General features: G+C 53.4%; 21 protein-coding genes. 12 read left to right on the forward strand and 9 right to left on the reverse strand.

From position 1 onward, the window contains the following. Positions 1-34: 34 nt before the first annotated feature. Both ACTG3Z_RS10215 and ACTG3Z_RS10220 read right to left on the reverse strand, forming a co-directional pair. Positions 35-361, reverse strand: coding sequence for an AzlD domain-containing protein (locus ACTG3Z_RS10215; protein WP_439142970.1), 327 nt, complete (start codon positions 359-361; stop codon positions 35-37). Then, positions 358-1,068: an AzlC family ABC transporter permease gene (locus tag ACTG3Z_RS10220; RefSeq protein WP_439142971.1), complete on the reverse strand. Its 711-nt coding sequence runs from the start codon at positions 1,066-1,068 to the stop codon at positions 358-360. Before ACTG3Z_RS10220 ends, ACTG3Z_RS10215 begins: the two co-directional genes overlap by 4 nt. A gap of 83 nt (positions 1,069-1,151) precedes the next feature. Here ACTG3Z_RS10220 and ACTG3Z_RS10225 point away from each other — a divergent pair, with 83 nt between their 5' ends. The 5 genes from ACTG3Z_RS10225 to ACTG3Z_RS10245 are packed head-to-tail and all read left to right on the forward strand — an operon-like array spanning position 1,152 to position 5,615. Next, on the forward strand, positions 1,152-2,024 hold the full coding sequence (locus ACTG3Z_RS10225; RefSeq protein WP_439142972.1) for a formate dehydrogenase accessory sulfurtransferase FdhD: 873 nt from the start codon (positions 1,152-1,154) through the stop codon (positions 2,022-2,024). Next, complete coding sequence (mobA, locus tag ACTG3Z_RS10230; protein ID WP_439142973.1) at positions 2,021-2,629, forward strand: molybdenum cofactor guanylyltransferase MobA; 609 nt, start codon at positions 2,021-2,023, stop codon at positions 2,627-2,629. Before ACTG3Z_RS10225 ends, mobA begins: the two co-directional genes overlap by 4 nt. After that, positions 2,626-3,126, forward strand: a complete 501-nt coding sequence (mobB, locus tag ACTG3Z_RS10235; RefSeq protein WP_439142974.1) for a molybdopterin-guanine dinucleotide biosynthesis protein B — start codon at positions 2,626-2,628, stop codon at positions 3,124-3,126. The genes mobA and mobB overlap by 4 nt, the downstream gene beginning before the upstream one ends. Continuing rightward, positions 3,123-5,225 (forward strand): molybdopterin-binding protein, encoded by a 2,103-nt coding sequence (locus ACTG3Z_RS10240; RefSeq protein ID WP_439142975.1) that lies wholly within the window; start codon positions 3,123-3,125, stop codon positions 5,223-5,225. The genes mobB and ACTG3Z_RS10240 overlap by 4 nt, the downstream gene beginning before the upstream one ends. A gap of 18 nt (positions 5,226-5,243) precedes the next feature. Beyond that, the gene (locus ACTG3Z_RS10245) at positions 5,244-5,615 is read left to right on the forward strand and encodes a VOC family protein (RefSeq protein ID WP_439142976.1); all 372 of its coding nucleotides are present in this window, start codon (positions 5,244-5,246) and stop codon (positions 5,613-5,615) included. Here the strand turns inward: ACTG3Z_RS10245 and ACTG3Z_RS10250 are convergent. After that, entirely contained in the window at positions 5,612-6,628 is a 1,017-nt protein-coding gene (locus tag ACTG3Z_RS10250; protein ID WP_439142977.1) for a hypothetical protein, read from the reverse strand. The genes ACTG3Z_RS10245 and ACTG3Z_RS10250 overlap by 4 nt on opposite strands. 40 nt (positions 6,629-6,668) lie before the next feature. Next, complete coding sequence (greA, locus tag ACTG3Z_RS10255; protein ID WP_439142978.1) at positions 6,669-7,139, reverse strand: transcription elongation factor GreA; 471 nt, start codon at positions 7,137-7,139, stop codon at positions 6,669-6,671. A 277-nt stretch (positions 7,140-7,416) separates the two neighbouring features. Here greA and ACTG3Z_RS10260 point away from each other — a divergent pair, with 277 nt between their 5' ends. Beyond that, entirely contained in the window at positions 7,417-9,051 is a 1,635-nt protein-coding gene (locus tag ACTG3Z_RS10260) for an electron transfer flavoprotein-ubiquinone oxidoreductase (RefSeq protein WP_439142979.1), read from the forward strand. A gap of 31 nt (positions 9,052-9,082) precedes the next feature. Here the strand turns inward: ACTG3Z_RS10260 and ACTG3Z_RS10265 are convergent, their stop codons facing one another. Beyond that, complete coding sequence (locus ACTG3Z_RS10265; RefSeq protein ID WP_439142980.1) at positions 9,083-9,883, reverse strand: LytTR family DNA-binding domain-containing protein; 801 nt, start codon at positions 9,881-9,883, stop codon at positions 9,083-9,085. Positions 9,884-10,220: 337 nt separating this feature from the next. On the opposite strand from ACTG3Z_RS10265, the gene ACTG3Z_RS10270 reads away from it, so the two are divergent. Both ACTG3Z_RS10270 and ACTG3Z_RS10275 read left to right on the forward strand, forming a co-directional pair. After that, a complete protein-coding gene (locus ACTG3Z_RS10270) occupies positions 10,221-11,930 on the forward strand; it encodes a tetratricopeptide repeat protein (RefSeq protein ID WP_439142981.1) in 1,710 nt (569 codons plus the stop codon). Continuing rightward, on the forward strand, positions 11,920-12,747 hold the full coding sequence (locus ACTG3Z_RS10275) for a 4-(cytidine 5'-diphospho)-2-C-methyl-D-erythritol kinase (RefSeq protein ID WP_439142982.1): 828 nt from the start codon (positions 11,920-11,922) through the stop codon (positions 12,745-12,747). The genes ACTG3Z_RS10270 and ACTG3Z_RS10275 overlap by 11 nt, the downstream gene beginning before the upstream one ends. On the opposite strand, the gene ACTG3Z_RS10280 is transcribed toward ACTG3Z_RS10275, so the two are convergent. Continuing rightward, entirely contained in the window at positions 12,740-13,741 is a 1,002-nt protein-coding gene (locus tag ACTG3Z_RS10280; protein ID WP_439142983.1) for a polyprenyl synthetase family protein, read from the reverse strand. The two genes, ACTG3Z_RS10275 and ACTG3Z_RS10280, sit on opposite strands and share 8 nt — an antisense overlap. 66 nt (positions 13,742-13,807) lie before the next feature. On the opposite strand from ACTG3Z_RS10280, the gene ACTG3Z_RS10285 reads away from it, so the two are divergent. The 3 genes from ACTG3Z_RS10285 (at position 13,808) to ACTG3Z_RS10295 (ending at position 15,065) form a co-directional block, all read left to right on the forward strand. After that, positions 13,808-14,023: a putative signal transducing protein gene (locus tag ACTG3Z_RS10285; RefSeq protein ID WP_439142984.1), complete on the forward strand. Its 216-nt coding sequence runs from the start codon at positions 13,808-13,810 to the stop codon at positions 14,021-14,023. After that, positions 14,007-14,792: a tRNA1(Val) (adenine(37)-N6)-methyltransferase gene (locus tag ACTG3Z_RS10290; protein ID WP_439142985.1), complete on the forward strand. Its 786-nt coding sequence runs from the start codon at positions 14,007-14,009 to the stop codon at positions 14,790-14,792. Before ACTG3Z_RS10285 ends, ACTG3Z_RS10290 begins: the two co-directional genes overlap by 17 nt. Before the next feature lie 108 nt (positions 14,793-14,900). Beyond that, a complete protein-coding gene (locus tag ACTG3Z_RS10295) occupies positions 14,901-15,065 on the forward strand; it encodes a YdcH family protein (protein ID WP_375264379.1) in 165 nt (54 codons plus the stop codon). A 78-nt stretch (positions 15,066-15,143) separates the two neighbouring features. Here the strand turns inward: ACTG3Z_RS10295 and carB are convergent, their stop codons facing one another. Next, a complete protein-coding gene (gene carB, locus ACTG3Z_RS10300; protein WP_439142986.1) occupies positions 15,144-18,479 on the reverse strand; it encodes a carbamoyl-phosphate synthase large subunit in 3,336 nt (1,111 codons plus the stop codon). Between the two features lie 199 nt (positions 18,480-18,678). Here carB and aspS point away from each other — a divergent pair, with 199 nt between their 5' ends. Then, on the forward strand, positions 18,679-20,454 hold the full coding sequence (gene aspS, locus ACTG3Z_RS10305; protein WP_439142987.1) for an aspartate--tRNA ligase: 1,776 nt from the start codon (positions 18,679-18,681) through the stop codon (positions 20,452-20,454). A 36-nt stretch (positions 20,455-20,490) separates the two neighbouring features. Here the strand turns inward: aspS and ACTG3Z_RS10310 are convergent, their stop codons facing one another. Beyond that, positions 20,491-21,315, reverse strand: a complete 825-nt coding sequence (locus ACTG3Z_RS10310) for a polysaccharide deacetylase family protein (protein ID WP_439142988.1) — start codon at positions 21,313-21,315, stop codon at positions 20,491-20,493. A gap of 72 nt (positions 21,316-21,387) precedes the next feature. Beyond that, positions 21,388-21,963: a GcrA family cell cycle regulator gene (locus ACTG3Z_RS10315; protein WP_439142989.1), complete on the reverse strand. Its 576-nt coding sequence runs from the start codon at positions 21,961-21,963 to the stop codon at positions 21,388-21,390. Between the last annotated feature and the right edge of the window lie 124 nt (positions 21,964-22,087).

A 22,087-nucleotide genomic window follows, 5' to 3' on the forward strand; every position in this document is an offset into this window, starting at 1 on the left:
ATTTAGAAAAATGAAGGGGCACTCATTATCATGTTTAGTTTAACAAGATTTGTAATGCATAGAGCGTCGCGATTCCGCCGATTATTGAGCCAACGACATTCTTCCAGATGAGCCCGAGCGTGAGGGTGACGAGAGCTGCGCTTACACGCGGTAGATCGAAATCGCCTTGTGTGGCCGCGGGCCACAGAACTGCAGGGGCGATAATTGCAGGGAGAATGCCGACGGCCGTGTAGCGCAAGTGACGCATGAGCCAGACAGGGAGTTGGCGGTCGCCCACAAGGCCCGTAAAGGCGAAACGAAGCGCGAAACTACCGATGCCAAGGCCGATGATAACAATCCAGAGTTCTGTTCTATCGATCATTGGGCGCCCTCATCTGTCATAGTTTCGATCCGTGCGCCGACCATCATTCCGCCCATGCCAGCGAGTAAGATGCCAAGGTTGAAGGGGACTGAGAACAGCAGCAATGATAGAAAGGCCGCTGTGATTGCCGCCCCAATATGTGCCCGCGTGCGCAACGCGGGGGCGACGATGGCAAGAAATGTGATGGGCACTGCGAAATCAAGCGCGAAGGACGCGGGAATTGCTGCGCCAACTATCGCGCCAACCAGTGTGAAGATCCACCACAAGGGGCAAACGGGCGTGACGGTTCCAAAGAAATAGGCGATTTTTTCTTGGGGCGACATTTCGGGCGCTGTTTCATATTTGGTGATCGAAACAGCATAGCTTTGATCGACGGTGAAATAGGCCGCGATCGCACGTTGCCATAAGGGTGCGGCACCAATGTGCGGCGTCAGGGAGGCGGAGTACATTGCCATGCGCAGATTGACCGCAAGTGCAGAAGCAAGCACGACAAAGGTGGGTGCTTCTTCTGTCATGAGTTGCAATGCGGTGAATTGTGCGGCGCCGGCGATGACAACAACTGAGAATGAAAGTGTTTCGAAAACGCTAAGGCCAGCTTCGGTTGCAAGGACGCCGAAGAGCATGGCGAAGGGTGCGATCACCAACATAAAGGGTGCGCCGTCGCGAATGCCTGCGTGATAGGCTGATTTGAGGCTAGTGGATGCCATGGGCGACCTTTACATTGCGGCTGTGCAAATGCAGCTATCTTGCAAATCGTAGTTTTGCAATCGCGAGCCCTGAGGAGTGGACGTTGAACGACTTAAGCGAATATATCATCGCACCTGACCTTAGCCGCGTGCGGCTGACGCGCCGCGTTGTGGGCGTCGATCAAACAGGATCAGAGGTCGCGCAGGACGTGATCGAAGAGCGCCCTTTGACGATCTACCTGAATTCACAAGAGATTGTCACTGCAATGACGATTGGCGATTATCCCGAATATCTTGCGCTTGGCTTTTTGCGTAATCAAGGCATGCTGGAAGGGGCCGGCGCGGTCACGCAGATTGACTATGATGCAGAGCTTGAAATTGTCGTTGTCCGCACGAGTGCGCCGACCAATCATGAAGAGAAACTAAAGAAGAAGACCCGCACATCAGGCTGCGCAGTTGGAACTGTTTTTGGTGACATGATGGAAGGGCTGGATGGGGTTGTTTTGCCGAAGGCACAATTGCGCACCTCTTGGCTTTATGCGTTGGCGCATAAGATTAATACGACACCGTCGCTTTATCTGAATGCAGGTGCCATTCATGGGACAGTGCTGTGCAAGGAGGATCAGCCTTTGGTCTACATGGAGGACGTTGGGCGGCACAATGCAGTCGATAAGATTGCAGGATGGATGGTGCAGGAACAGGCATCTGCGGGCGATAAGATTCTTTATACGACGGGGCGTTTGACCTCGGAGATGGTAATCAAATGTGCGCATATGGGAATCCCTGTGCTTGTGTCGCGTTCTGGTTTTACGGCTTGGGGTGTGGAGCTGGCAGAGCAGGTTGGGCTTACCTTGATCGGACGTTTGCGTGGCAAGCGGTTTCAGTGTTTGGCAGGGGCAGACCGGATTATCTGGGATGCGGATTTGGCACAGATTAAGGATGAGCCGAAGAAATCTGGCCGAAAGGGTGCGGCATGAAGCAGCCCTTAGGTGTGATCCTTGCAGGCGGACAGGCGAGGCGCATGGGGGGTGGTGACAAAGGGCGTTTGATGCTTGGCGATCGTAGTTTGCTGAGCCATGTCATCGCCCGATTGCAGCCGCAGGTGAGTGCGCTTGTGTTGAACGCCAACGGTGATCCGAGCCGGTTCGAGGATACAACCATTCCCGTGGTTGGGGATAGTATCGCTGGTTTTGTTGGGCCGTTGGCTGGTGTGCTAGCAGGTTTAGATTATGCGTATGAGCAAGGGTTTGAAACGATTGTGACGGCTGCGGCTGATACGCCATTTTTTCCCTGTGATCTGGTGCCGCGTCTGATGACGGCGGCTGAGGGTATGGAACATCCTTTGGTCCTTGCGGCGACGCCGGATAGCGAACGTGGGCGCAATCGCCACCCGACGTTTGGCGTGTGGCCAGTTGCCTTGCGTGATGATTTGCGCCGCGCGCTTGAGGGTGGACTGCGCAAAGTTGTGCTTTGGAGCGATCAACATGGAGGGCGCGAAGCAATGTTTGAAGCAGAGCCGTTTGATCCTTTCTTTAACGTGAACACGCCCGAAGATTTAGCGCGTGCTGAGGGCTTGATATGAAGATTTATGGCGTGGTCGGTTGGAAAAACGCGGGTAAGACGGGGTTGATGGAGCGCCTTGTCAGCGAGATTACTTTGCGAGGATATTCTGTTTCGACGGTCAAACATGCGCACCATAGTTTTGATGTGGATCACGTTGGGAAAGACAGCTACCGCCACCGTGCGGCGGGCGCACGTGAAGTTCTTTTGGCATCGCGTAACCGCTTTGCTTTGATGCATGAACTGAGCGATGAAGATGAACCGGCACTTGAAGAATTGCTGGCCAAGCTCGCCCCAGTTGATCTGGTTTTGGTGGAGGGGTACAAGCGCGACAAGCATCCAAAGATCGAGGCGCATCGCCATGAAACTGGCAATGCCCTGATCGCGGATGAGACTGTGCGCGCTTTCGCAGCAGACCGCACGCTGGACGTGGATCGCCCCGTTTTTGATCTGAATGCGACGGCTCTGATCGCTGATTTTATCTTGCAGGATGTGGGTCTGCTGGAGCGTTGGGAATGACGTTTGACACTTTTATCGTTGTTGATTGGGCCTCTGGCAAAGCATCGGGGCCGACACCGAAAAAGGATGCGATTTGGATCGGCGTTGCCAGCGATACTAATGTAGAACCACCGCTTTATATGCGCTCGCGTCTTGAGGCGGAAGCTTGGTTAATCGCGCGTTTGAGTGCAGAGCGCGCACGGGGGCATCGTGTACTTGCGAGTTTCGACTTTCCTTTTGCTTATCCCAAAGGTTTTGCGCAGAGCTTGATTGGATCTGATGATCCCTTTGGCGTTTGGGACTGGCTTGCAGCGCGGATTACCGATGATGCAAAAGGTGACAACAACCGATTTGACGTTGCTGCTGAGATAAATAGGGCTTTCGGCGGAGATGGTCCGTTTTGGGGTAATCCGTTGAAGCGAGATATTGCTGGTTTGGAGCGAAACAAGTCTGTTTATTCTTTGCACGACCTGCCTGAAAAACGTGGGTGTGAGCAGGCTGAGCAAGGGCTGTTTACATGTTGGCAGCTTGCGGGTGCAGGTGCAGTTGGTGCGCAAGTCTTGATGGGTCTGCCGGTTTTGCATCGGTTGCGTAAACGCTTTGGTAATGAAGTGTCTGTATGGCCATTCGAAGCGGCGGACGCGCCGATTGTGTTGGCAGAGATCTGGCCATCCTTGTTGGGTCCTGTCGTGAAGGAGGCGGAGAAAAACGGTGAATTAAGAGATGCTGCGCAAGTGCGGCTTTTGTCAAAGGCATTGGCGGGTCTTGAAGCGTCTAAGCTCGCTGAAATGATGGATGTGTCGTCCCCTATTGAGGGCGCGATCCTTGGTGCAGGTTATTCGAGTGATTTGCAAACTTTGGCGACAACCCTCGAGCCGCCAAAATTGTCCAATGATTGTTTTGCATTGCCCGCTGGTATTGATTGGACACCAGTGGATGACGCTTTGCAGATGCTTCGCGCGCGATTAAAGCCTGTGGTGCAAAGCACGACGAAGTCTGTGGAGCGTGCTGTAGGAAGGGTTCTTTCGTCTGACGTTAGTGCGCTGCGCTCTAATCCACCGCTGCCGAATACGGCTGTTGACGGGTTTGGTTTCGCCAGTGCGAGTGTGCTTGGCGACGGCCCCTTTGAACTTCCGCTCGTGGACGGGCGCGCGGCAGCTGGTTTGCGTTTTGACGGCCATGTGCCGTCGGGCTGGGCTATTCGCATTTTGACTGGGGCCGCTTTGCCTGATGGTGTCGATACGGTTGTTCTGCAAGAAGATGTGCGTAATGACGGAACGCGGATTGCTTTTAATGGGCCAATCAAAACAGGCAGCAATACACGGCGCGCTGGTGAAGATGTGCGCGTCGGAGAAACGATTTTGCGCGCTGGGCGCAAAGTGACGCCAGCAGATGCAGCCTTGCTCAGCGCTGTTGGGGTTGCAGAGGTTCACACGTATACGCCTTTACGTGTTGGTGTGTTGTCGACGGGGGATGAGCTGGTTGAAACCGGTCAAACTGCGCGGGATGGCCAAATCTATGACGCGAACCGTCCGATGCTGTTGGCGCAGCTACGCGAATGGGGATTTGAAGCAATTGACCTAGGGCGCGCGCCGGATAAGCGGGCAACGCTCAAAGGGATGTTGGACGCAGGTGCCGCTAAATGTGATGCGATCCTTACGTCAGGTGGCGCGTCCGCAGGGGATGAAGATCATATGTCCGCGCTTCTTGCAGAGACAGGATCGCTTGCGCTTTGGCGAATTGCGCTGAAGCCGGGGCGTCCCTTGGCGTTAGGCGTTTGGGACGGTGTTCCGATCTTTGGATTGCCAGGGAATCCTGTCGCGGCTTTGGTGTGCACATTGATCTTTGCGCGCCCCGCTTTGAAGTTGTTAAGCGGTGCGGGATGGTCAACGCCAAATGGCTTTATGGTGCCCGCCGCATTTGAAAAGAACAAAAAGGCGGGACGACGCGAATTCTTGCGCGCACGTTTGCGCGTTGGTCAGGTTGAAGTGTTCAAGTCAGAAGGCTCAGGGCGCGTCAGTGGCTTGAGCTGGGCGGAGGGGTTGGTCGAATTGCCAGATGGCGCAATAGACATCGTGCATGGCACGCCCGTGCGCTTCATTCCATATGACCTGTTTTAAGGATGAAAGTGGGCTGAAATGAGCGAGCGTCGTCCTATATCTTTCATCGCGACGGCGCAGCCTGATCTTGCGAAATCGTTCTATCGGGATGCTGTCGGCTTGACGCTTCTCGACGTGTCACCATTCGCGCTGGTATTTGATGACAAAGGTCAAATGTTGCGTGTGCAGATCGTAGATGCGCTTTTGCCGCCACCCTATACGGTGCACGGTTGGCAGGTTTCCGACATGAGGTCTGAGATCACAAAGCTGGTTTCCAAAGGCATCGAATTTTTAAAGTTTGAGCACATGGAGCAGGATGCGTTGGGTATTTGGACAACCCCGAATGGCGATAAGATCGCTTGGTTCAAAGATCCCTGCGGAAATACGTTGTCTTTGACCGAGTTTACCTAGTCAAATGTCCCTGCAACGCGGCCCAAAAGCATGAAAGCGCGCGCAGTTCGTGTGCTGGATAGGGCAGCGATTTCAGCGTCGGTCGCGATTTCCTCGAATTCTGAAAAACTCTTGTCGAAACGACGAAGAAAGTGATGTGCCGCGTCGCGAAAAATCGTGTCTTGCTTCATGCGAGCCGCTGAAAGCGCGAGTGAAGAGCGATCTCGTATCCCACCAAGTGCCGCAATGGCGCGACCACGTTCGCCCGCAGCAAAGCTGCGCCAAATCTCTGGGCGCGCAGCATCCGGGCGCAAGTCATCCATATAAATGCCGTCTTGGCTCAGAAGGGTCAGTACGTCCTGCGCCGCCTGAATAAGTTGCGCTGATGTTCTATCTTTCAAAGCATCACGCAAGGCGTCAAAACCGGCTTTATCGTTGGCGTCCTCTGGAAAATTCAAAGCACGGATCAACACATCCCGTTCTAGCGGCGGCGCCATTTCCGCCGCTTGAGTGCCAAGCGCAAGGCTGGCTTGCTCGGAAGGGTCGGCAGCGGTCTGTTCTACCGGCGCTGGCTTACGTACAGGGGCCGTGTCACGCTTGGTGGAAAAGGTCGCGAGCGTTGTTTCAGTCTTACGTTGCGCTGCTGCAATTTCATCCAACTTGCGGGTGACTGAGGGTTCTGCGGCCATGTTGCGCCCTTGGCTTTGAGCCACATAAGCCTGACGAATGCCGTCAATAGCCGCTTGTAAACGCTGACTTTCTTCGCGCATCACACGGCTGGAGCGCGCAGCTGTTGCTGCAACCCAGATCATTGCGACAGGCATGAAAATTGCAAGCATCGTCATTAAGAAACGCAAGCCGCCTGTGCTCTCGACAGCCGCTTCGCTCGGGAGCGTAAGAAAGAAAATCGCAGCGCCCAACAGCCACAACAGGCTCAGCGCAATCGCGATGATTTCGATCCCCGTGATCGGGGATTTTCCTGGGCGGTCATAGATGCCCAGTGGTGTTGATTTACCGTCAGAGCCGTCAGCCATGCTCACTTCTTTCGCTCTTCACCTGTGGAAAAACCACGGTTTAAATATATTCGACTTTAAGCACTTCGTAAGATTTGCCACCGCCGGGAGTGCGCACTTCGACGCTATCACCTTCGTCCTTGCCAATCAAAGCACGTGCAATCGGGGATTTGATATTAAGCAATCCCTCTTCGATGTTTGCTTCGTGTTCGCCGACAATTTGCCACGTTTTTTCTTCATCGGTGTCTTCATCAACAAGCGTGATAGTCGCGCCAAATTTGATTGTGCCGCTCAGCGTGCTTGGGTCAATCACTGTCGCCAAGGATAGCACGCCCTCGAGTTGTTTTACGCGGCCTTCGATGAAGCTGTGTTTTTCACGTGCGGAGTGGTATTCGGCATTTTCTGAGAGATCGCCATGTTCGCGCGCTTCTGCAATCGCTGCGATAATTGCAGGACGTTCCACCGTTTTTAGGTTCTTGAGTTCTACCTCAACGGCCGTATGGCCAGCTTTGGTCATCGGTATCTTTTCCATGGGCGACCCCGTCTTCGTCTAAAGTGCCAGTTTGGCATGAATATATATACAAAAACGCCGGACAAACCGGCGCTGCACACTTGTCTATTTCAGCGCTCAGATTGCCCCGAGCATGTGGTTAAATGCAAGTGATGATCATCGTATAAGCATATTCACGCGAATGCGTAGTTTTTTCTGCTGAAACGGCACGATTTACGTATCGTTCCGATTGACCCTATTGGGCATGCCTTGATACCCATCGGCGCAACATTATTTCTTGCTCACGAGAGGAGCCATCATGTCTGAGATCGAACGCGAAGCGATGGAATACGACGTAGTGATCGTGGGCGCGGGCCCAGCGGGGCTGTCCGCAGCAATCCGTTTGAAGCAACTGGATGCTGATTTGCAGGTTGTTGTGTTGGAAAAAGGGTCTGAAGTGGGCGCGCATATTTTGTCTGGTGCTGTCCTTGATCCGATTGGTTTGAACCAACTTATTCCAGACTGGAAAGAAAAGGGCGCGCCGTTGAACGTGCCTGTGAAGGACGATAATTTCTACGCCTTGGGTGAAGCGGGTCAAATCCGTATCCCGAACTTCGCAATGCCACCGCTGATGAACAACCACGGCAACTACATCGTTTCTATGGGAAATGTCTGTCGCTGGATGGCGGAGCAAGCGGAAGAGCTGGGTGTTGAAATTTTCCCAGGCATGGCCTGTTCCGAATTGGTTTATGGTGACAATGGCGAGGTCAAAGGTGTTGTTGCTGGCGTGTTCGGGCTTGAAGCGGATGGATCGCTCGGCCCCAATTCTGAGCCGGGTATGGAATTACATGGCAAGTACGTTTTCCTTAGCGAAGGTGTGCGCGGCTCGTTGAGCAAAGAGGTGATCGCGAAGTACGATCTCTCCAAAGGGAAAGAGCCACAGAAATTCGGCCTAGGCATGAAAGAGATCTGGGAAATTGATCCGGCCAAGCACAAAGAAGGGTCTGTCACCCACACAATGGGTTGGCCTTTGGGCAGCAATGCCGGTGGCGGTTCGTTCATTTATCACCTTGATAATAATCAAGTTTACGTCGGTTTTGTGGTTCATCTGAACTATGAAAACCCGCATCTGTTCCCCTACATGGAATTCCAGCGTTTCAAGCATCACCCGATGGTTGCTGATCTGCTCAAAGGTGGCAAACGCGTCGCTTACGGTGCGCGCGCTATTTCTGAGGGCGGGGCGCAGTCGATGCCGAAAATGGTTGCACCTGGCGTTGCCTTGCTCGGTTGTTCCGTTGGCATGGTTAACGTGGCGCGTATCAAGGGCAATCATAACGCGATGCTCTCTGGCATGGCCGCGGCGGAAGCGGCGTATGCTGCTATTGGGCAAGACCGGTCTGGTGATGAGCTGAGTGATTATGAAGCAAACGTGCGCTCTGGTGAAATTGGCAAGGATCTACACAAAGTGCGCAACGTGAAGCCGCTTTGGAGCAAATACGGCCTTGTCGCTTCGCTCTCAGTTGGCGGGTTCGACATGTGGACGAATACATTTGGCTTCTCTTTGCTAGGGACGATGAAGCACGGCAAAAATGATGCTGACGCAACCGGTAAAGCTGCGGCGCACGAACCAATTGAGTATCCAAAGCCCGATGGCACGCTCAGTTTTGATCGTCTTACGAATGTTGCGTTCAGCTTTACCAACCATGAAGAAAGCCAGCCAGCGCATTTGCAACTAGGCGACAAGATGGTGCCGATGGCGGTGAACATGCCTCATTATGCCGAACCTGCGCAGCGTTATTGCCCAGCGGGTGTATATGAAGTGGTTGACGACAATTTTGTGATCAACTTCCAGAACTGCGTGCATTGTAAAACATGTGACATCAAAGACCCGAGCCAGAACATCACTTGGGTCACGCCGCAAGGTGGTGATGGGCCGAATTATCCCAATATGTAATCTCGCTGTTGGGCGGTTAGAAAGGGCAGGCTTAGGCCTGCCCTTTTTCGTTTAGCATGCGTTCTACAGCGTCTCGGTAACTGCTGCTTACCGGAACTGAACGCCCATCTTTGAGTTTGAGTTCATGACGTCGGCCTGCACGCGACAGCGTGTCTGCATGTGCACTGGCGGCCCAGTGGGAGCGATGAGTTTGCGCCCCTTCTATCCCATCGAGCAGGTCCATTGCGTCGCTAAGGCGCATCAAGATCATCTCGCTTCCTTTAGTCGTAGTTACTTCTACATAGTGATCCTGCATAGACATTGAGATGACCTGCCCTTCGCGCAAACGTGCTGGCAAACGTTGCAGCAGGCGAGGCGTTTTTAGAATGGCCGGTTTGTCGGCGCCATCTTTTGGCTCACGATTTGTCGCCTCTTCTTGGGCAGTTTGATTGCGAGCACTGATCAAGAGTTCTAGTCCAGCGATAAGGACTCCCATTATTGTGACCTTCAGCCACAGTTCGGGAAACTGCGAGTCTTCTAGGTGCTCAGGTCGAAAAATTTTGTTGAGCGTAATGACAACAGAAGCGCCTGGAAAACCAGCGATTGCAGACCCGATTGCGATGATAATGAGGCTTGGCAATTTTACGAGCCACTTGCTTTCAAGTGTCGCCAGTATGCAAATTTCCATAAAGATGCCGACGGTACTTATCGCCACAGTCCAGAACGCGACACGATCCCATAAGTTCAAGTCGTCACCTGTGCCAAACGGGCCAAGGAAAACACAAATAAAAATTGCGACTCCAAAAACGACAATGCGTCTGTCTCGTGTGTTCTGGCCTGTATTTTCACGCATCGTGTATTTGCAAATCCACTGATTTCACGAAGAATCTTAACGATATGCGTAGTTTGACTTCGACGCGTCGCGAAATGCAATAATTATTATTCTTGTGAGTGAGGCAATCGGTAACCCAACCCCGCTGATTGCAGTTAACTAAAATTCCATTTTCTAAATCTCTCTGGAGTGGTGCATTTATTTGCATCACTCCTTATTTCTTTTCTGACAGCCACCTCCGCGAAAAAATCGCGCAAACTTGAGCGACTCTTTGTGTACTTCGGCCGTGCAATCATTGCTTTACCTGTATTGACGCCCTAGCTTCCATCTTAGCAGTGCACAAAAAGGAGCATCACACGTGCCCATTCGCGTTCTAAGGCAGTTAAGTTTTGCAGCGGTTCTTGCCGTTACTGGGATACCGCTCATCGCTGAACCTGCGGGGCCATACCTTGCTGCGCGCTCTGCTGCTGTTACGGGCGATTTTGATGCGGCTGCGCGCTACTATACGCAAGCGCTTGCGCGCGATCCGTCTAACCCAGAAATCTTGGAAAATGCTAGTTTTGCTTTGCTTGCCCTTGGCGACATTGATCGCGCGGCTGTCGTGGGTAATACGTTGCTTGCAAATGGTCAAAGTAGCCAAGTCGCGCAGATGGCCGTTCTTGCGCAGCGCGCGCAAGAAGAGAACTACGCAGATGTACTTGGCCGCCTTTTGGATAACCAAGGTGTCGGGCCTTTGGTTGACGGTCTTTTGCGTGCATGGGCGCAGGTTGGCATTGGTGAAGTGACCACCGCGCTGGAGAATTTCGACAAGATTGGTGAAGAACGTGGGCTGCAAGGGTTTGCGCTTTATCACAAGGCGCTTGCGCTGGCGCTTGTCGGCGACTTTGAGAGTGCGGATGAGATATTTTCGCAACCCGAGTCAGGTGCTTTGCGTCAGACCCGTCGTGGTGCGATTGCCCATATTGAAGTGCTGAGCCAGTTGGGACGCGCGCAGGACGCTTTGACACTTCTGGATGAATCCTTTGGCCCAGACATCGACCCTAAACTAAAAGCGATCCGCGCAGCTTTGAGCGCCGATGAAACTGTTGAATTCAGTCAGGTTAAAACGGCGCGCGATGGAATGGCAGAAGTCTTTTTCACTGTCGGAAGTGCTTTGCGCAACGAGGCAAGCGAAGATTACACGCTGCTCTACACCCGTGTCGCTGAATATTTGAACCCGACACATAGCGATGCGACTTTGCTGTCTGCGGGTTTGCTTGAGCAAATGGAACGTTTCGAACTGGCGACAGAAACCTACAAGAAAGTTGGGCGCGATGATCCTGCCTTCCATGCAGCAGAGTTGGGTCGCGCGGATGCGTTGCGACGCAGTGGGAAACCTGATGCTGCGATCGAAGTGCTTGAAAGTCTTGCCCAAACGCATGGTGAGTTAGCAGTTGTGCACTCTTCTTTAGGGGATGCGCTACGTCAAATGGAGCGGTTTGAGGATGCGATTGAAGCGTATGATACCGCTTTGGAACAGTATGAAGAAGAAAGTCGCGGACAGTGGTTTATCTACTATGCACGCGGTATTTCGTACGAGCGTTTAGACGATTGGGACAATTCGGAAGCGGATTTTCGCAAAGCGTTGGAGCTTAATCCAGAGCAGCCACAAGTCTTGAACTACCTTGGGTATTCTTTGGTTGAAAAGCAAATCAAGCTTGATGAGGCACTTGATATGATCGAACGCGCTGTCGCTGCGCGTCCTGACAGCGGCTATATCGTGGACAGTCTCGGCTGGGTTCTGTTCCGATTGGGTCGCTATGAAGAAGCCGTTGCGCCGATGGAACGCGCGACGGAACTCATGCCAATTGATCCGATTGTGAATGATCATTTGGGAGATGTGTATTGGTCTGTTGGTCGATATCTCGAGGCAGAATTTCAATGGAAGCGCGCGCTTTCTTTCGTGGATTACGGTGATGCCAGCCAAGAAGCAGACCCTGAGCGCATCAGGCGCAAGCTAGAGGTTGGACTAGACCAAGTGCTGGAAGAAGAAGGGGCAGACCCACTTCGTTTGGCAGATGACGGCTGATCTCGTTAAGCGGACTGCCCGCGCTAAGGTTAATTTAACGCTGCACGTAACGGGCCAAAGGGCAGATGGGTATCATCTGCTTGATAGCTTGGTATGCTTTGCGGATGTGGGCGATATTGTTAAAGCAGAACGCGCGGATGCACTTTCTCTAAGTGTTGATGGGCCGTTGGCGGAAGGTGTGCCGACAGACGATAGAAATTTAGTGCTCCAAGCAGCGCGCTTGTTTGGCAGCACGCAAGGCGCACAAATAAATCTAAGCAAACATTTGCCACACGCCGCTGGCATTGGCGGCGGGTCGGCCGATGCGGCTGCTACGCTACTTGCGCTTGCTGAACTTTGGGACATGCCGCTGCCCGAAGATGTTGTGAGCCTTGGCGCTGATGTTCCGGTGTGCTTGTCCCCTATGGCGCTGCGTATGCGCGGTGTCGGCGACGCGTTATCTGTTATTCCGATTTTGCCAGAGCTCCCAGCGGTCTTGGTTAACCCCGGAGTTGGCGTTGAAACACCGCCAGTCTTTCAAGCTTTAACGCAAAAGGCGAATGCCCCCATGGGTGAAATACCTGAATTCGCGGATGTGCAAAGTTTTGCGGTTTGGTGCAGTGATCAACGTAATGATTTGCAAGAGCCTGCAATACGCATTGCGCCTATCATTCAACAGGTTCTTGATACCTTAGAGCCTGCACTTATGGCGCGCATGTCAGGCTCCGGGGCGACTTGCTTTGGGCTGTGTGAAAGTCAAAGTGCTGCTGACGCGCTCGCAAGCGATATTCGAACCCAGCATCCAGATTGGTGGGTTGTAGCAACCAGCTTTAGTTGATGCGTGCAACAACATAGCCCGCGATATCGCGAAGCATGTTACGAACTGGATGCTCTGGCAGTTTATTGATGGCAGTCACAGCCTTGTCAGCCCAAGCAAGAGCTTCTTGGCGGGTGTCTTCCAAAGCGCCGTGTTTGTGTAGAAGCGCAATCGCATGTTCCAGATCGCCGTCTTCTTGGCGACCTTTCTCAATCGTGCGTTCCCAAAATGCGCGCTCTTCAGCGTCGGCTTTCGCGATGGCTTTGATCAATGGGAGCGTGAGCTTCTTTTCTCTGAAATCATCGCCGACGTTTTTGCCGATTGCATTTGGATCGCCGGACATATCAAGCAGGTCGTCGACGATCTGGAACGCAATTCCCAGTGCATCACCGTAGTCGAATAAGGCTTGTATCTGCGCATCATTGGCATCAGCAACCACACCGCCAACTTCTGTCGCGGCAGAGAATAGCGCAGCAGTTTTTCCGCGAACGACTTGAAGATAGATCGCTTCTGTTGTGGCCAGATCTTGCGAGGCGGTGAGTTGCAGCACTTCACCCTCTGCAATTGTGGCGGAGGCGTTAGCGAGAATGTCGAGGACCCGTAAAGAACCGGTTTCAACCATCAGCTGGAAAGACCGTGAGAAAAGATAATCCCCCACGAGCACGGAGGATTTGTTGTCCCATAGCAGGTTTGCAGTCGGGCGGCCACGGCGTTGGCCGCTCTCATCGACCACATCGTCATGGAGTAATGTCGCGGTGTGAATGAATTCAACGGTTGCTGCGAGATGCACATGGTAAGGGCCGGTGTAGCCACACAGATGCGCCGCTGCGAGAGTGAGCATCGGGCGCAAACGTTTACCGCCTGCCTCGACCAGATGCGCTGTGACTTCTGGAATGCGCGGAGCATGCTCAGAAGCCATGCGCTCGCGAATGAGGATATTCACAGCATCCATATCAGCGGCCAAATAGGCTGCTAAAGCATCATGCGGCTTTATTGAAATCTCGTCCAAGCTCATCACACTCTCGTTCCTGCCCTGTCGTATCTCTGTACATTTGGGCGCGCCGCGCTTAACTCTATTTTTATGCAAGAATTGATGCGAACCAATGACATAACACTCACTGCTCTGGTCCGAGCTATCCTTGATGACGCGGGTATACCGATCTTTGAGTTGGACGTAAATATGAGCGTGCTTGAGGGCTCCATAGGCATTTTGCCGCGCCGAGTGATGGTGGCAGAACGTGACTATGAACGGGTGTTGCGTATCTTGGCGGAAAACGAAGTTGAACTCCCCAATTGATCATCCTGAACTAGGGCCGTGCAGCGTTGATGCCTTCCTTGGTGGGCTGGTGCAACTTGCGCAACCGCTGAACGGGTACCGCGCGGGGGTAGATCCGGTTTTGCTATCTGCGAGCGTGAATGCCAAGGCCCAAGATACGGTGCTAGAACTGGGATGCGGTGGCGGTGTTGCGTCGCTTTGTCTGGGGCGGCGCATTCACGGGCTGACGTTGACGGGTGTTGAGCTGCAACCGGCCTACGCTGATCTTGCGCGCGAAAATGCGTTGCGCAATGGAATAGAGTTAACAGTTTATGCCGCCGATTTGAATACGCTCCCACCGGAGGTGAAAGCGCAACGCTTTGATCATGTGATTGCCAACCCGCCCTATTATGATCGTTCACGCAGTGTGCCATCTGAGAACGAGCAGCGTGAAACGGGGCTCGGCGGCGACACACCGTTGAGCAAATGGGTCAGCGTAGCGTCCAAGCGCCTAGCGCCCAAAGGACTGCTTCATTTTGTGCAGCGCGCGGACCGTTTGCCAGAGCTCATGAGTGCTGTTTTCAAATCACTTGGTTCGATTGAAGTGCAACCATTGTATGCACGCAGGGGTCGCGATGCGCATTTGGTTCTCATTCGTGCAAAAAAAGAAGGACGCGCTGATTTTCGCCTACATGCGCCGATTGTGATGCATCAGGGCGCTCAGCATGGTGGAAATGATAAGAATTACAATGAGGTAATCGAAGCGGTTCTACGCCATGGAGCTGGTTTGGACTTTGGTGGCGGCGCTTAATTCTTACGCATTTTAACGGTGGATTAACCTTAGGATGCAACTGCAGCGTGACAGATGAATTTTTTTGTGCTGGACTGAAGGTGCACATCCAACCTTAGGAGGACCTCGATGAGCTTGAGTTCACATCTGGAACAGCTGAAGAAGAAACACCTCACCCTATCTGCCGAAGTGGAAGCCGCGCAGCGCGCTCCCGGTACGCAGGACCTTCAAATCGCAGAACTCAAAAAACAAAAACTTCGACTTAAAGAGGAAATTACGCGCCTTTCGAGTTGAGCGTATTCTCATTTTAAGATGACTGGACCGGCGCTGGAATGATTTCCGCGCCGGTTTTTTGTTGGCGCCAGCTTTAACTTACGCAACACCCTGCAAAGACATTACGCCCAAATCATCGCTGATTTGTGCTTCGATCGCGAGAGCGGCGGCTTGGGCACCGGCGGCGGTGGTGAAATAAGGGATTTTGCCGTAAAGCGCGACGGAGCGGATTTCGCGGCTGTCTTCGACGGCTTGTGAGCCTTCGGTCGTGTTGATCACCAATGCGATTTCGCCATTCTTGAGATTATCGACCACGTTCGGGCGACCCTCATAGACTTTGTTCACCACTTCGCATTCAAGACCTGCCGCCGCGAGCCAGCTTTGCGTGCCCCTGGTTGCAGTGAAGGTAAATCCGAGTTTTGCAAGGAGCTTAGCGGCCTCCAAGGTTTTGTCAGTCTTGTCGTCATCGCGGATGGAAACGAAAACTTTGCCCTCACGTGGCAAGACAACACCAGCGCCCATTTGCGCCTTGAGGAAGGCGCGCGCAAAGGAGGTATCCCAGCCCATGACCTCACCCGTAGAGCGCATTTCAGGGCCGAGTATCGTGTCAACGCCGGGGAAACGCGCGAAGGGTAGAACCGCTTCTTTCACAGAGAACCACGGCATGTTGTAATCCGCGAGCGTCATTTGATCAGGCATTGGTTGTGAGCCCGGGATCGCATCTGTCGGATATGCACCGCGCTTGGTAAAGTTGGAAAGCGGTTCGCCTGCCATAAGACGTGCCGCGATGGAGGCAATTGCGCTGTCAGTGGCTTTGGCGACGAATGGTACCGTACGCGAGGCGCGTGGGTTGACTTCGATCAGGTAGATTTCATCGTCTTTGATCGCGAATTGCACGTTCATCAAGCCAACAACGTTGAGGGCCAACGCGAGAGCATGTGTCTGCTCTTCAATCCGTTTGATCACATTTTCAGAAAGCGAATAGGGCGGCAGTGAACATGCGCTATCGCCGGAGTGAACGCCCGCTTCTTCGATATGCTGCATGATGCCCGTAACGTGAACGTCTTTGCCGTCACAAAGCGCGTCAACATCAAGCTCGACGGCGCCAGCGAGGTAGCTATCGAGTAGAACTGGGCTGTCGCCGGAAACAACAACTGCCTCAGCAATGTAGCGCTCGAGCTGAGCCATGTCGCGCACGATTTCCATAGCGCGACCACCTAGAACGTAGGATGGGCGGATCACCAGCGGGAAGCCGATGTCTTCCGCGATGGAAAGCGCTTCTGCGTCGGTAGAGGCGATGCCGTTCTTTGGTTGCTTGAGGTTCAACTGGTTCACAAGCGCTTGGAAACGCTCACGATCTTCGGCGAGGTCAATCGCATCAGGTGTTGTTCCGAGAATTGGAATGCCTTCCGCTTCGAGCGCATTTGCCAGTTTGAGTGGTGTTTGGCCGCCGAATTGGACGATGACCCCGTGCAACGTGCCATTCTCAAGCTCAACGCGCAGGATTTCCATGACGTGCTCAAACGTCAGTGGTTCGAAATAGAGTCGGTCAGATGTGTCATAATCCGTCGAAACCGTTTCAGGGTTACAATTGATCATGATCGTCTCGTAGCCCGCGTCTGTCAGTGCGTAACAGGCATGACAGCAGCAGTAGTCGAACTCAATCCCTTGGCCGATACGATTTGGGCCACCGCCAAGGATGACGACTTTCTTACGATCAGATGGGCGCGCTTCGCATTCAACATCGCCAAACGCAGGTGCCTCGTATGTGGAGTACATGTAGGGCGTCTGTGCTTCGAATTCGGCTGCGCATGTATCGATGCGCTTGAACACGGCTTTGACGCCAACCGCATGACGGGCTTTGCGTACATCTTTTTCTTTGAAACCGGTGAGCTTGGCGAGACGGGCGTCTGTGAAGCCCATCATTTTGAGGTGGCGCAAGCCAGCCTCATCGCTTGGAAGCCCATCGGACTTAACCCGCTCTTCCGTGTCAATAATTTCGCGAATACGGGCCAGGAACCAAGGGTCAAACATTGTGACACCATGAATTTCATCATTTGTCAGGCCGTGACGCATCGCTTGTGCAATGGTGCGCATTCGGTCTGGCGTTTGCTTGGAGATGGCTTTGATAACCGCAGATTTCTCTGGTGCGCCTTCGATTTCGATCTCATCAAATCCTGTGAGGTCGGATTCCATAGAGGCGAGTGCTTTTTGCAGGCTCTCGTGGATTGTGCGACCGATGGCCATTGTTTCGCCCACGGATTTCATAGCAGTGGTGAGATATGGTTCAGAGCCTGGAAATTTTTCAAAGGCGAATTTCGGGATTTTGGTGACGACATAGTCGATGGTCGGCTCGAACGACGCAGGCGTCACCTTTGTTATGTCGTTGTCGAGCTCATCGAGTGTGTATCCAACAGCCAACTTCGCCGCGATCTTGGCAATCGGGAAACCCGTGGCTTTGGACGCAAGCGCAGAGGAGCGCGAAACACGTGGGTTCATTTCGATAACCACCATGCGTCCGTCGGCAGGGTTCACCGCCCATTGCACGTTGGAGCCGCCTGTTTCCACGCCGATTTCGCGCAAAACCGCGATGGAGTGGTTGCGCATCACTTGGTATTCTTTGTCCGTGAGGGTCAGCGCAGGGGCAACGGTGATCGAATCGCCTGTGTGAACGCCCATTGGATCGACGTTTTCGATGGAGCAGACTATAATCGCGTTGTCTGCCGTGTCGCGCACGACTTCCATCTCATATTCTTTCCAACCCAAAAGCGACTCGTCCACGAGGATTTGATTCACTGGTGACGCGTCCATGCCTGAGCGGCAGAAAAATTCGTAATCTTCGCGGTTGTACGCCACACCACCGCCTGTACCGCCCATTGTAAAGGCCGGGCGAATGATAGCTGGCAGGCCGACATAGTCGAGTGTTTCAAGGGCGATGCGCACGCCTTCAGAAAGGTCAGCTTTGCCACTTTCATCTGTGGGGGCCGTCACGATTGTCGCTTTGGGATTTTCGATACCGAGGCGGTCCATCGCGTCGCGGAAAAGTTTGCGATCTTCAGCCATTTCAATGGCTTCGCGCTTGGCACCAATCATTTCGACGTTAAACTTTTCAAGCACGCCCATTTCTTCGAGCGCGAGAGATGTGTTCAAGCCAGTCTGACCACCCATGGTTGGCAGCAATGCATCGGGGCGTTCTTTTTCGATAATTTTGGCAACAATTTCGGGTGTGATTGGTTCGATGTATGTCGCGTCTGCAAGGTTCGGATCTGTCATAATCGTCGCTGGGTTCGAGTTGACCAGAATGACGCGGTAGCCTTCTTCACGCAGGGCTTTACAGGCTTGGGCACCCGAGTAGTCAAATTCGCAGGCTTGCCCAATCACAATTGGCCCCGCGCCGATGATCATTATGGATGAGATATCAGTACGTTTGGGCATGGGCAGACCTCTTTTTTCAGCGCGCATTCAAGGGTGCAAACCTTGAGTCGCAGCAGCGTGCAAATTGTCGTGGGTTATAGACATGGGGTGGGCAGGTTCAAGGGGCATATGAACCTTGCCTGAAGCGAGACTTGACTTTCGCGCCCCCGCGCGGTGTATCGGCCCCAATCCTATAGCCCTTTCCGAAGGAAAAAGCACCATGCACGCCTATCGCAGTCATACATGCGCCGATCTCAACAAATCCAACGTAGGCGATAATGTGCGTCTTTCTGGCTGGGTGCACCGTGTGCGCGACCATGGTGGTTTGCTGTTCATCGATTTGCGCGATCACTACGGCATTACGCAAGTGATGGCTGATCCTGACAGCCCTGTGTTCAGCCAAATTGAAAAAGTACGCTCCGAGTGGTGTATCCGTATTGATGGTAACGTCATGGCGCGCGACGAAAGCTTGGTGAACCCTAAGATTCCAACGGGTGAAGTTGAAGTCTTCATTCGCGACATCGAAGTGCTTGGATCTGCATCCGAGCTGCCGTTGATGGTGTTTGGGGATCAGGAATATCCAGAGGAAACGCGCCTGAAGTATCGCTACCTCGATCTGCGCCGCGAAAAGTTGCAGCGTAACATGACGTTGCGCTCTGACGTGGTGGCGTCCATGCGCAAACGCATGTGGGATCAAAACTTCCGCGAATATCAAACGCCGATTATCACGGCATCCTCGCCTGAAGGTGCGCGCGATTTCCTTGTGCCATCGCGCCAGCACCCCGGTAAATTCTATGCACTGCCGCAAGCCCCGCAGCAGTTCAAACAGCTGATTATGGTTTCTGGTTTTGACAAGTACTTCCAGATCGCACCGTGTTTCCGCGACGAAGATCCGCGCGCAGATCGCTCGCCCACAGATTTCTACCAGCTCGACCTTGAGATGAGCTTTGTGGAGCAACAGGATGTGTTTGATACGATCCAACCTGTTGTCGGCGGTATCTTTGAAGAGTTCGGCGGCGGCCGAAAAGTCGATCAAACCTGGGAGCAGATTTCCTACAAGGACGCTGCGCTTTGGTATGGTTCTGACAAGCCCGACCTGCGCAACCCGATTAAGATGCAAGTTGTTTCCGAGCATTTCGCTGGCTCTGGCTTTGCGATTTTCGCGAAGCTTTTGGAGCAAGAGGGCACAGAGATCCGTGCAATCCCAGCGCCGACAGGTGGTTCGCGCAAGTTCTGTGACCGCATGAACGCGTTTGCGCAGAAAGAGGGTCTGCCAGGGATGGGCTACATCTTTTGGCGTGATCAGGGCGAGGGCATGGAAGCAGCGGGACCGCTGGCCAAGAACATCGGACCTGAACGCACAGAGGCGATCCGCCAACAGTTGGGTCTGGGCGTTGGCGACGCGGCGTTCTTCTTAGGCGGCAAGCCAAGCGCGTTTGAAAGCGTGGCTGGGCGTGCTCGCAATGAGATTGGTCAAGCGCTCAAGTTGATTGATGAAGATCGTTTTGCTTTTGCGTGGATCGTCGATTTCCCGATGTATGAAGCGGATGAAGAGACGGGCAAGATCGACTTCTCGCACAACCCGTTCTCGATGCCGCAAGGTGGCCTAGAGGCGTTGAACGGCGATCCTTTGGAAGTTTTAGGCTATCAGTATGACCTAGCGTGCAACGGCTATGAGCTGATTTCAGGCGCGATCCGAAACCACCAACCAGACATTATGTTCAAAGCGTTTGAACTTGCGGGTTATGGGAAAGACGAAGTCGAGAAGCGTTTTGGCGGGATGGTCAACGCGTTCCAATATGGTGCCCCTCCCCACGGTGGTTGTGCTGCTGGAATCGACCGGATTGTGATGTTGCTCGCGGATGAAGCGAACATTCGTGAAGTTATTATGTTCCCGATGAACCAGCGCGCGGAAGATCTGATGATGAACGCACCATCTGATCCTATGAGCGATCAGATGATGGAATTGGGTCTGCGGGTCATTCCACAGGACTAACGGCAAAGTTGGCCCTGCGTGCTGCAGCACGCAGGGTTACTCCCCTAGCACACGTTCGATTTGGGACAGCCCCTTTGAACCTGTGTACGTCTCTGGCGCTGAGAAGAGCGGATCATGCAGGGCTTCGACCAGTGTGATGAACGTCCACCCCGTATCGGCATACCACGCTAGCAGATCACTCAGATGATCTGCATTTATTTTGTTCATATGCAGCAGCAAGACATGCGACACATCCCGGCCCATCTCGCGCCTTGCGCGGGATTGAAAATGCGCTGTGCGCTCTTTCATATGCTTTAAATAGGCTTGTGCGATGCGCTGAGCTTCAGATTGATTTCCCATTTCCAAAGCATCGACGTACTCCAAATTGAATTGCCATTCGTCATTGTCGATGGTGACGGGCGCATTCACATAGCCTTGGTTCTTAAGAACAGTGTCCGCGACACGCCTGGACTTCTCTGTCTTGCCTTCGCGCAGAAATGGGAAGCGGTAGTATTTTGGGCCCTGCATCCATGCGCGCAAGGCGCGATCTGTGCGACGGACTTCACGGCGAAAGGCCCAACGCGTGAGAGTATCGTAATCTGGATGCGACCAGCTGTGATTGCCAACCTTGTGGCCCGCGCCTGTGAAGACATCCATCACAGTTATCGTTTCTTCATCGATCTGGCTGCCAATCGCAAAACCTGTCGCAACGATGTTATAAGGTTTCATTGCCGCATTGATGTCATGGACAATTTTCAGACCTTCTTGCGGTGTCGTGCGAGAGCGCAAAACAAAAGGCAGATCGTCAATCGTGATGGCGATTTGTTGTCCTTGAAGGGGAAGGGCGCAAAGGGTGAGCCATATTGCTAAAATGCGGCTCAACATAGCTTTGCTTTCAAGGGGGGTGAATGCGCGTGCTGCAGCACGCGCACAACGACACGTTATGCGATGCGGTTAACGGCGACGATCGCGGCGCGCTGACATAGGCTGGAACGCCACACCAACATGCGCTTCGCAATAGGGCTTGCCAGCTTTGACAGGCAAACCGCAGAACCAAAAATCTTCTGTCGCAGGATCACCCACAGGCCACTTGCAAGTGCGCTCGGTCAATTCCATCAAGCCGATCTTCTTTGATTTCTTCTCAACCTCAGACACCTTCGCAAGCGCCTCCGGACTGATTTCATTCGCCGAAGGTTGCGGTGGCAAAGGCTGACCCGCAGGAATAATCGCACGGCGCGCGCGTGACGGTGGCGGCGGGGGCGTTGTCGGCTCGGCAATCGGCGTCACAGCTTTCGGAGCGGCTTCTGCCTTTGGCGCTACCTTCGCTTTCGGTTCCGCCTTGGCGGCCTTTGGCTTTGCGTCGGTTTTTGCAGTGCTCGTGGTCGTACGGTTCGAAAGACCCAAGCGGTGCACTTTGCCGATCACAGCATTGCGCGTCACGCCACCGAGTTCTTTGGCGATCTGGCTTGCGGACTGGCCTTCGCCCCACATCTTTTTCAGCGTCTCTACGCGTTCATCTGTCCAGGACATTCTGGCTTCCTTATGTAAAAAAGCGGCCCGCTCGACGCGCCGCTCCTGATATCTGGTGCTTGCCCCTATTCTAATCAGCCTCGGCTGAGATACAAGTCGCACGAATCAGGGACGTAAGGCTGGA

Source organism: Planktotalea sp. (assembly GCF_965659345.1).
Lineage (GTDB): Bacteria > Pseudomonadota > Alphaproteobacteria > Rhodobacterales > Rhodobacteraceae > Planktotalea.

What these genes read in the sequence shown, in the direction of transcription:
- ACTG3Z_RS10215 (WP_439142970.1), bottom strand. Translation starts at nt 361, where the DNA reads ATGATCGATAGAACAGAACTCTGGATTGTTATCATCGGCCTTGGCATC.
- ACTG3Z_RS10220 (WP_439142971.1), bottom strand. Translation starts at nt 1,068, where the DNA reads ATGGCATCCACTAGCCTCAAATCAGCCTATCACGCAGGCATTCGCGAC.
- mobA (WP_439142973.1), top strand. Translation starts at nt 2,021, where the DNA reads ATGAAGCAGCCCTTAGGTGTGATCCTTGCAGGCGGACAGGCGAGGCGC.
- mobB (WP_439142974.1), top strand. Translation starts at nt 2,626, where the DNA reads ATGAAGATTTATGGCGTGGTCGGTTGGAAAAACGCGGGTAAGACGGGG.
- ACTG3Z_RS10240 (WP_439142975.1), top strand. Translation starts at nt 3,123, where the DNA reads ATGACGTTTGACACTTTTATCGTTGTTGATTGGGCCTCTGGCAAAGCA.
- ACTG3Z_RS10245 (WP_439142976.1), top strand. Translation starts at nt 5,244, where the DNA reads ATGAGCGAGCGTCGTCCTATATCTTTCATCGCGACGGCGCAGCCTGAT.
- ACTG3Z_RS10250 (WP_439142977.1), bottom strand. Translation starts at nt 6,628, where the DNA reads ATGGCTGACGGCTCTGACGGTAAATCAACACCACTGGGCATCTATGAC.
- greA (WP_439142978.1), bottom strand. Translation starts at nt 7,139, where the DNA reads ATGGAAAAGATACCGATGACCAAAGCTGGCCATACGGCCGTTGAGGTA.
- ACTG3Z_RS10260 (WP_439142979.1), top strand. Translation starts at nt 7,417, where the DNA reads ATGTCTGAGATCGAACGCGAAGCGATGGAATACGACGTAGTGATCGTG.
- ACTG3Z_RS10265 (WP_439142980.1), bottom strand. Translation starts at nt 9,883, where the DNA reads ATGCGTGAAAATACAGGCCAGAACACACGAGACAGACGCATTGTCGTT.
- ACTG3Z_RS10275 (WP_439142982.1), top strand. Translation starts at nt 11,920, where the DNA reads ATGACGGCTGATCTCGTTAAGCGGACTGCCCGCGCTAAGGTTAATTTA.
- ACTG3Z_RS10280 (WP_439142983.1), bottom strand. Translation starts at nt 13,741, where the DNA reads ATGAGCTTGGACGAGATTTCAATAAAGCCGCATGATGCTTTAGCAGCC.
- ACTG3Z_RS10285 (WP_439142984.1), top strand. Translation starts at nt 13,808, where the DNA reads ATGCAAGAATTGATGCGAACCAATGACATAACACTCACTGCTCTGGTC.
- ACTG3Z_RS10295 (WP_375264379.1), top strand. Translation starts at nt 14,901, where the DNA reads ATGAGCTTGAGTTCACATCTGGAACAGCTGAAGAAGAAACACCTCACC.
- carB (WP_439142986.1), bottom strand. Translation starts at nt 18,479, where the DNA reads ATGCCCAAACGTACTGATATCTCATCCATAATGATCATCGGCGCGGGG.
- aspS (WP_439142987.1), top strand. Translation starts at nt 18,679, where the DNA reads ATGCACGCCTATCGCAGTCATACATGCGCCGATCTCAACAAATCCAAC.
- ACTG3Z_RS10315 (WP_439142989.1), bottom strand. Translation starts at nt 21,963, where the DNA reads ATGTCCTGGACAGATGAACGCGTAGAGACGCTGAAAAAGATGTGGGGC.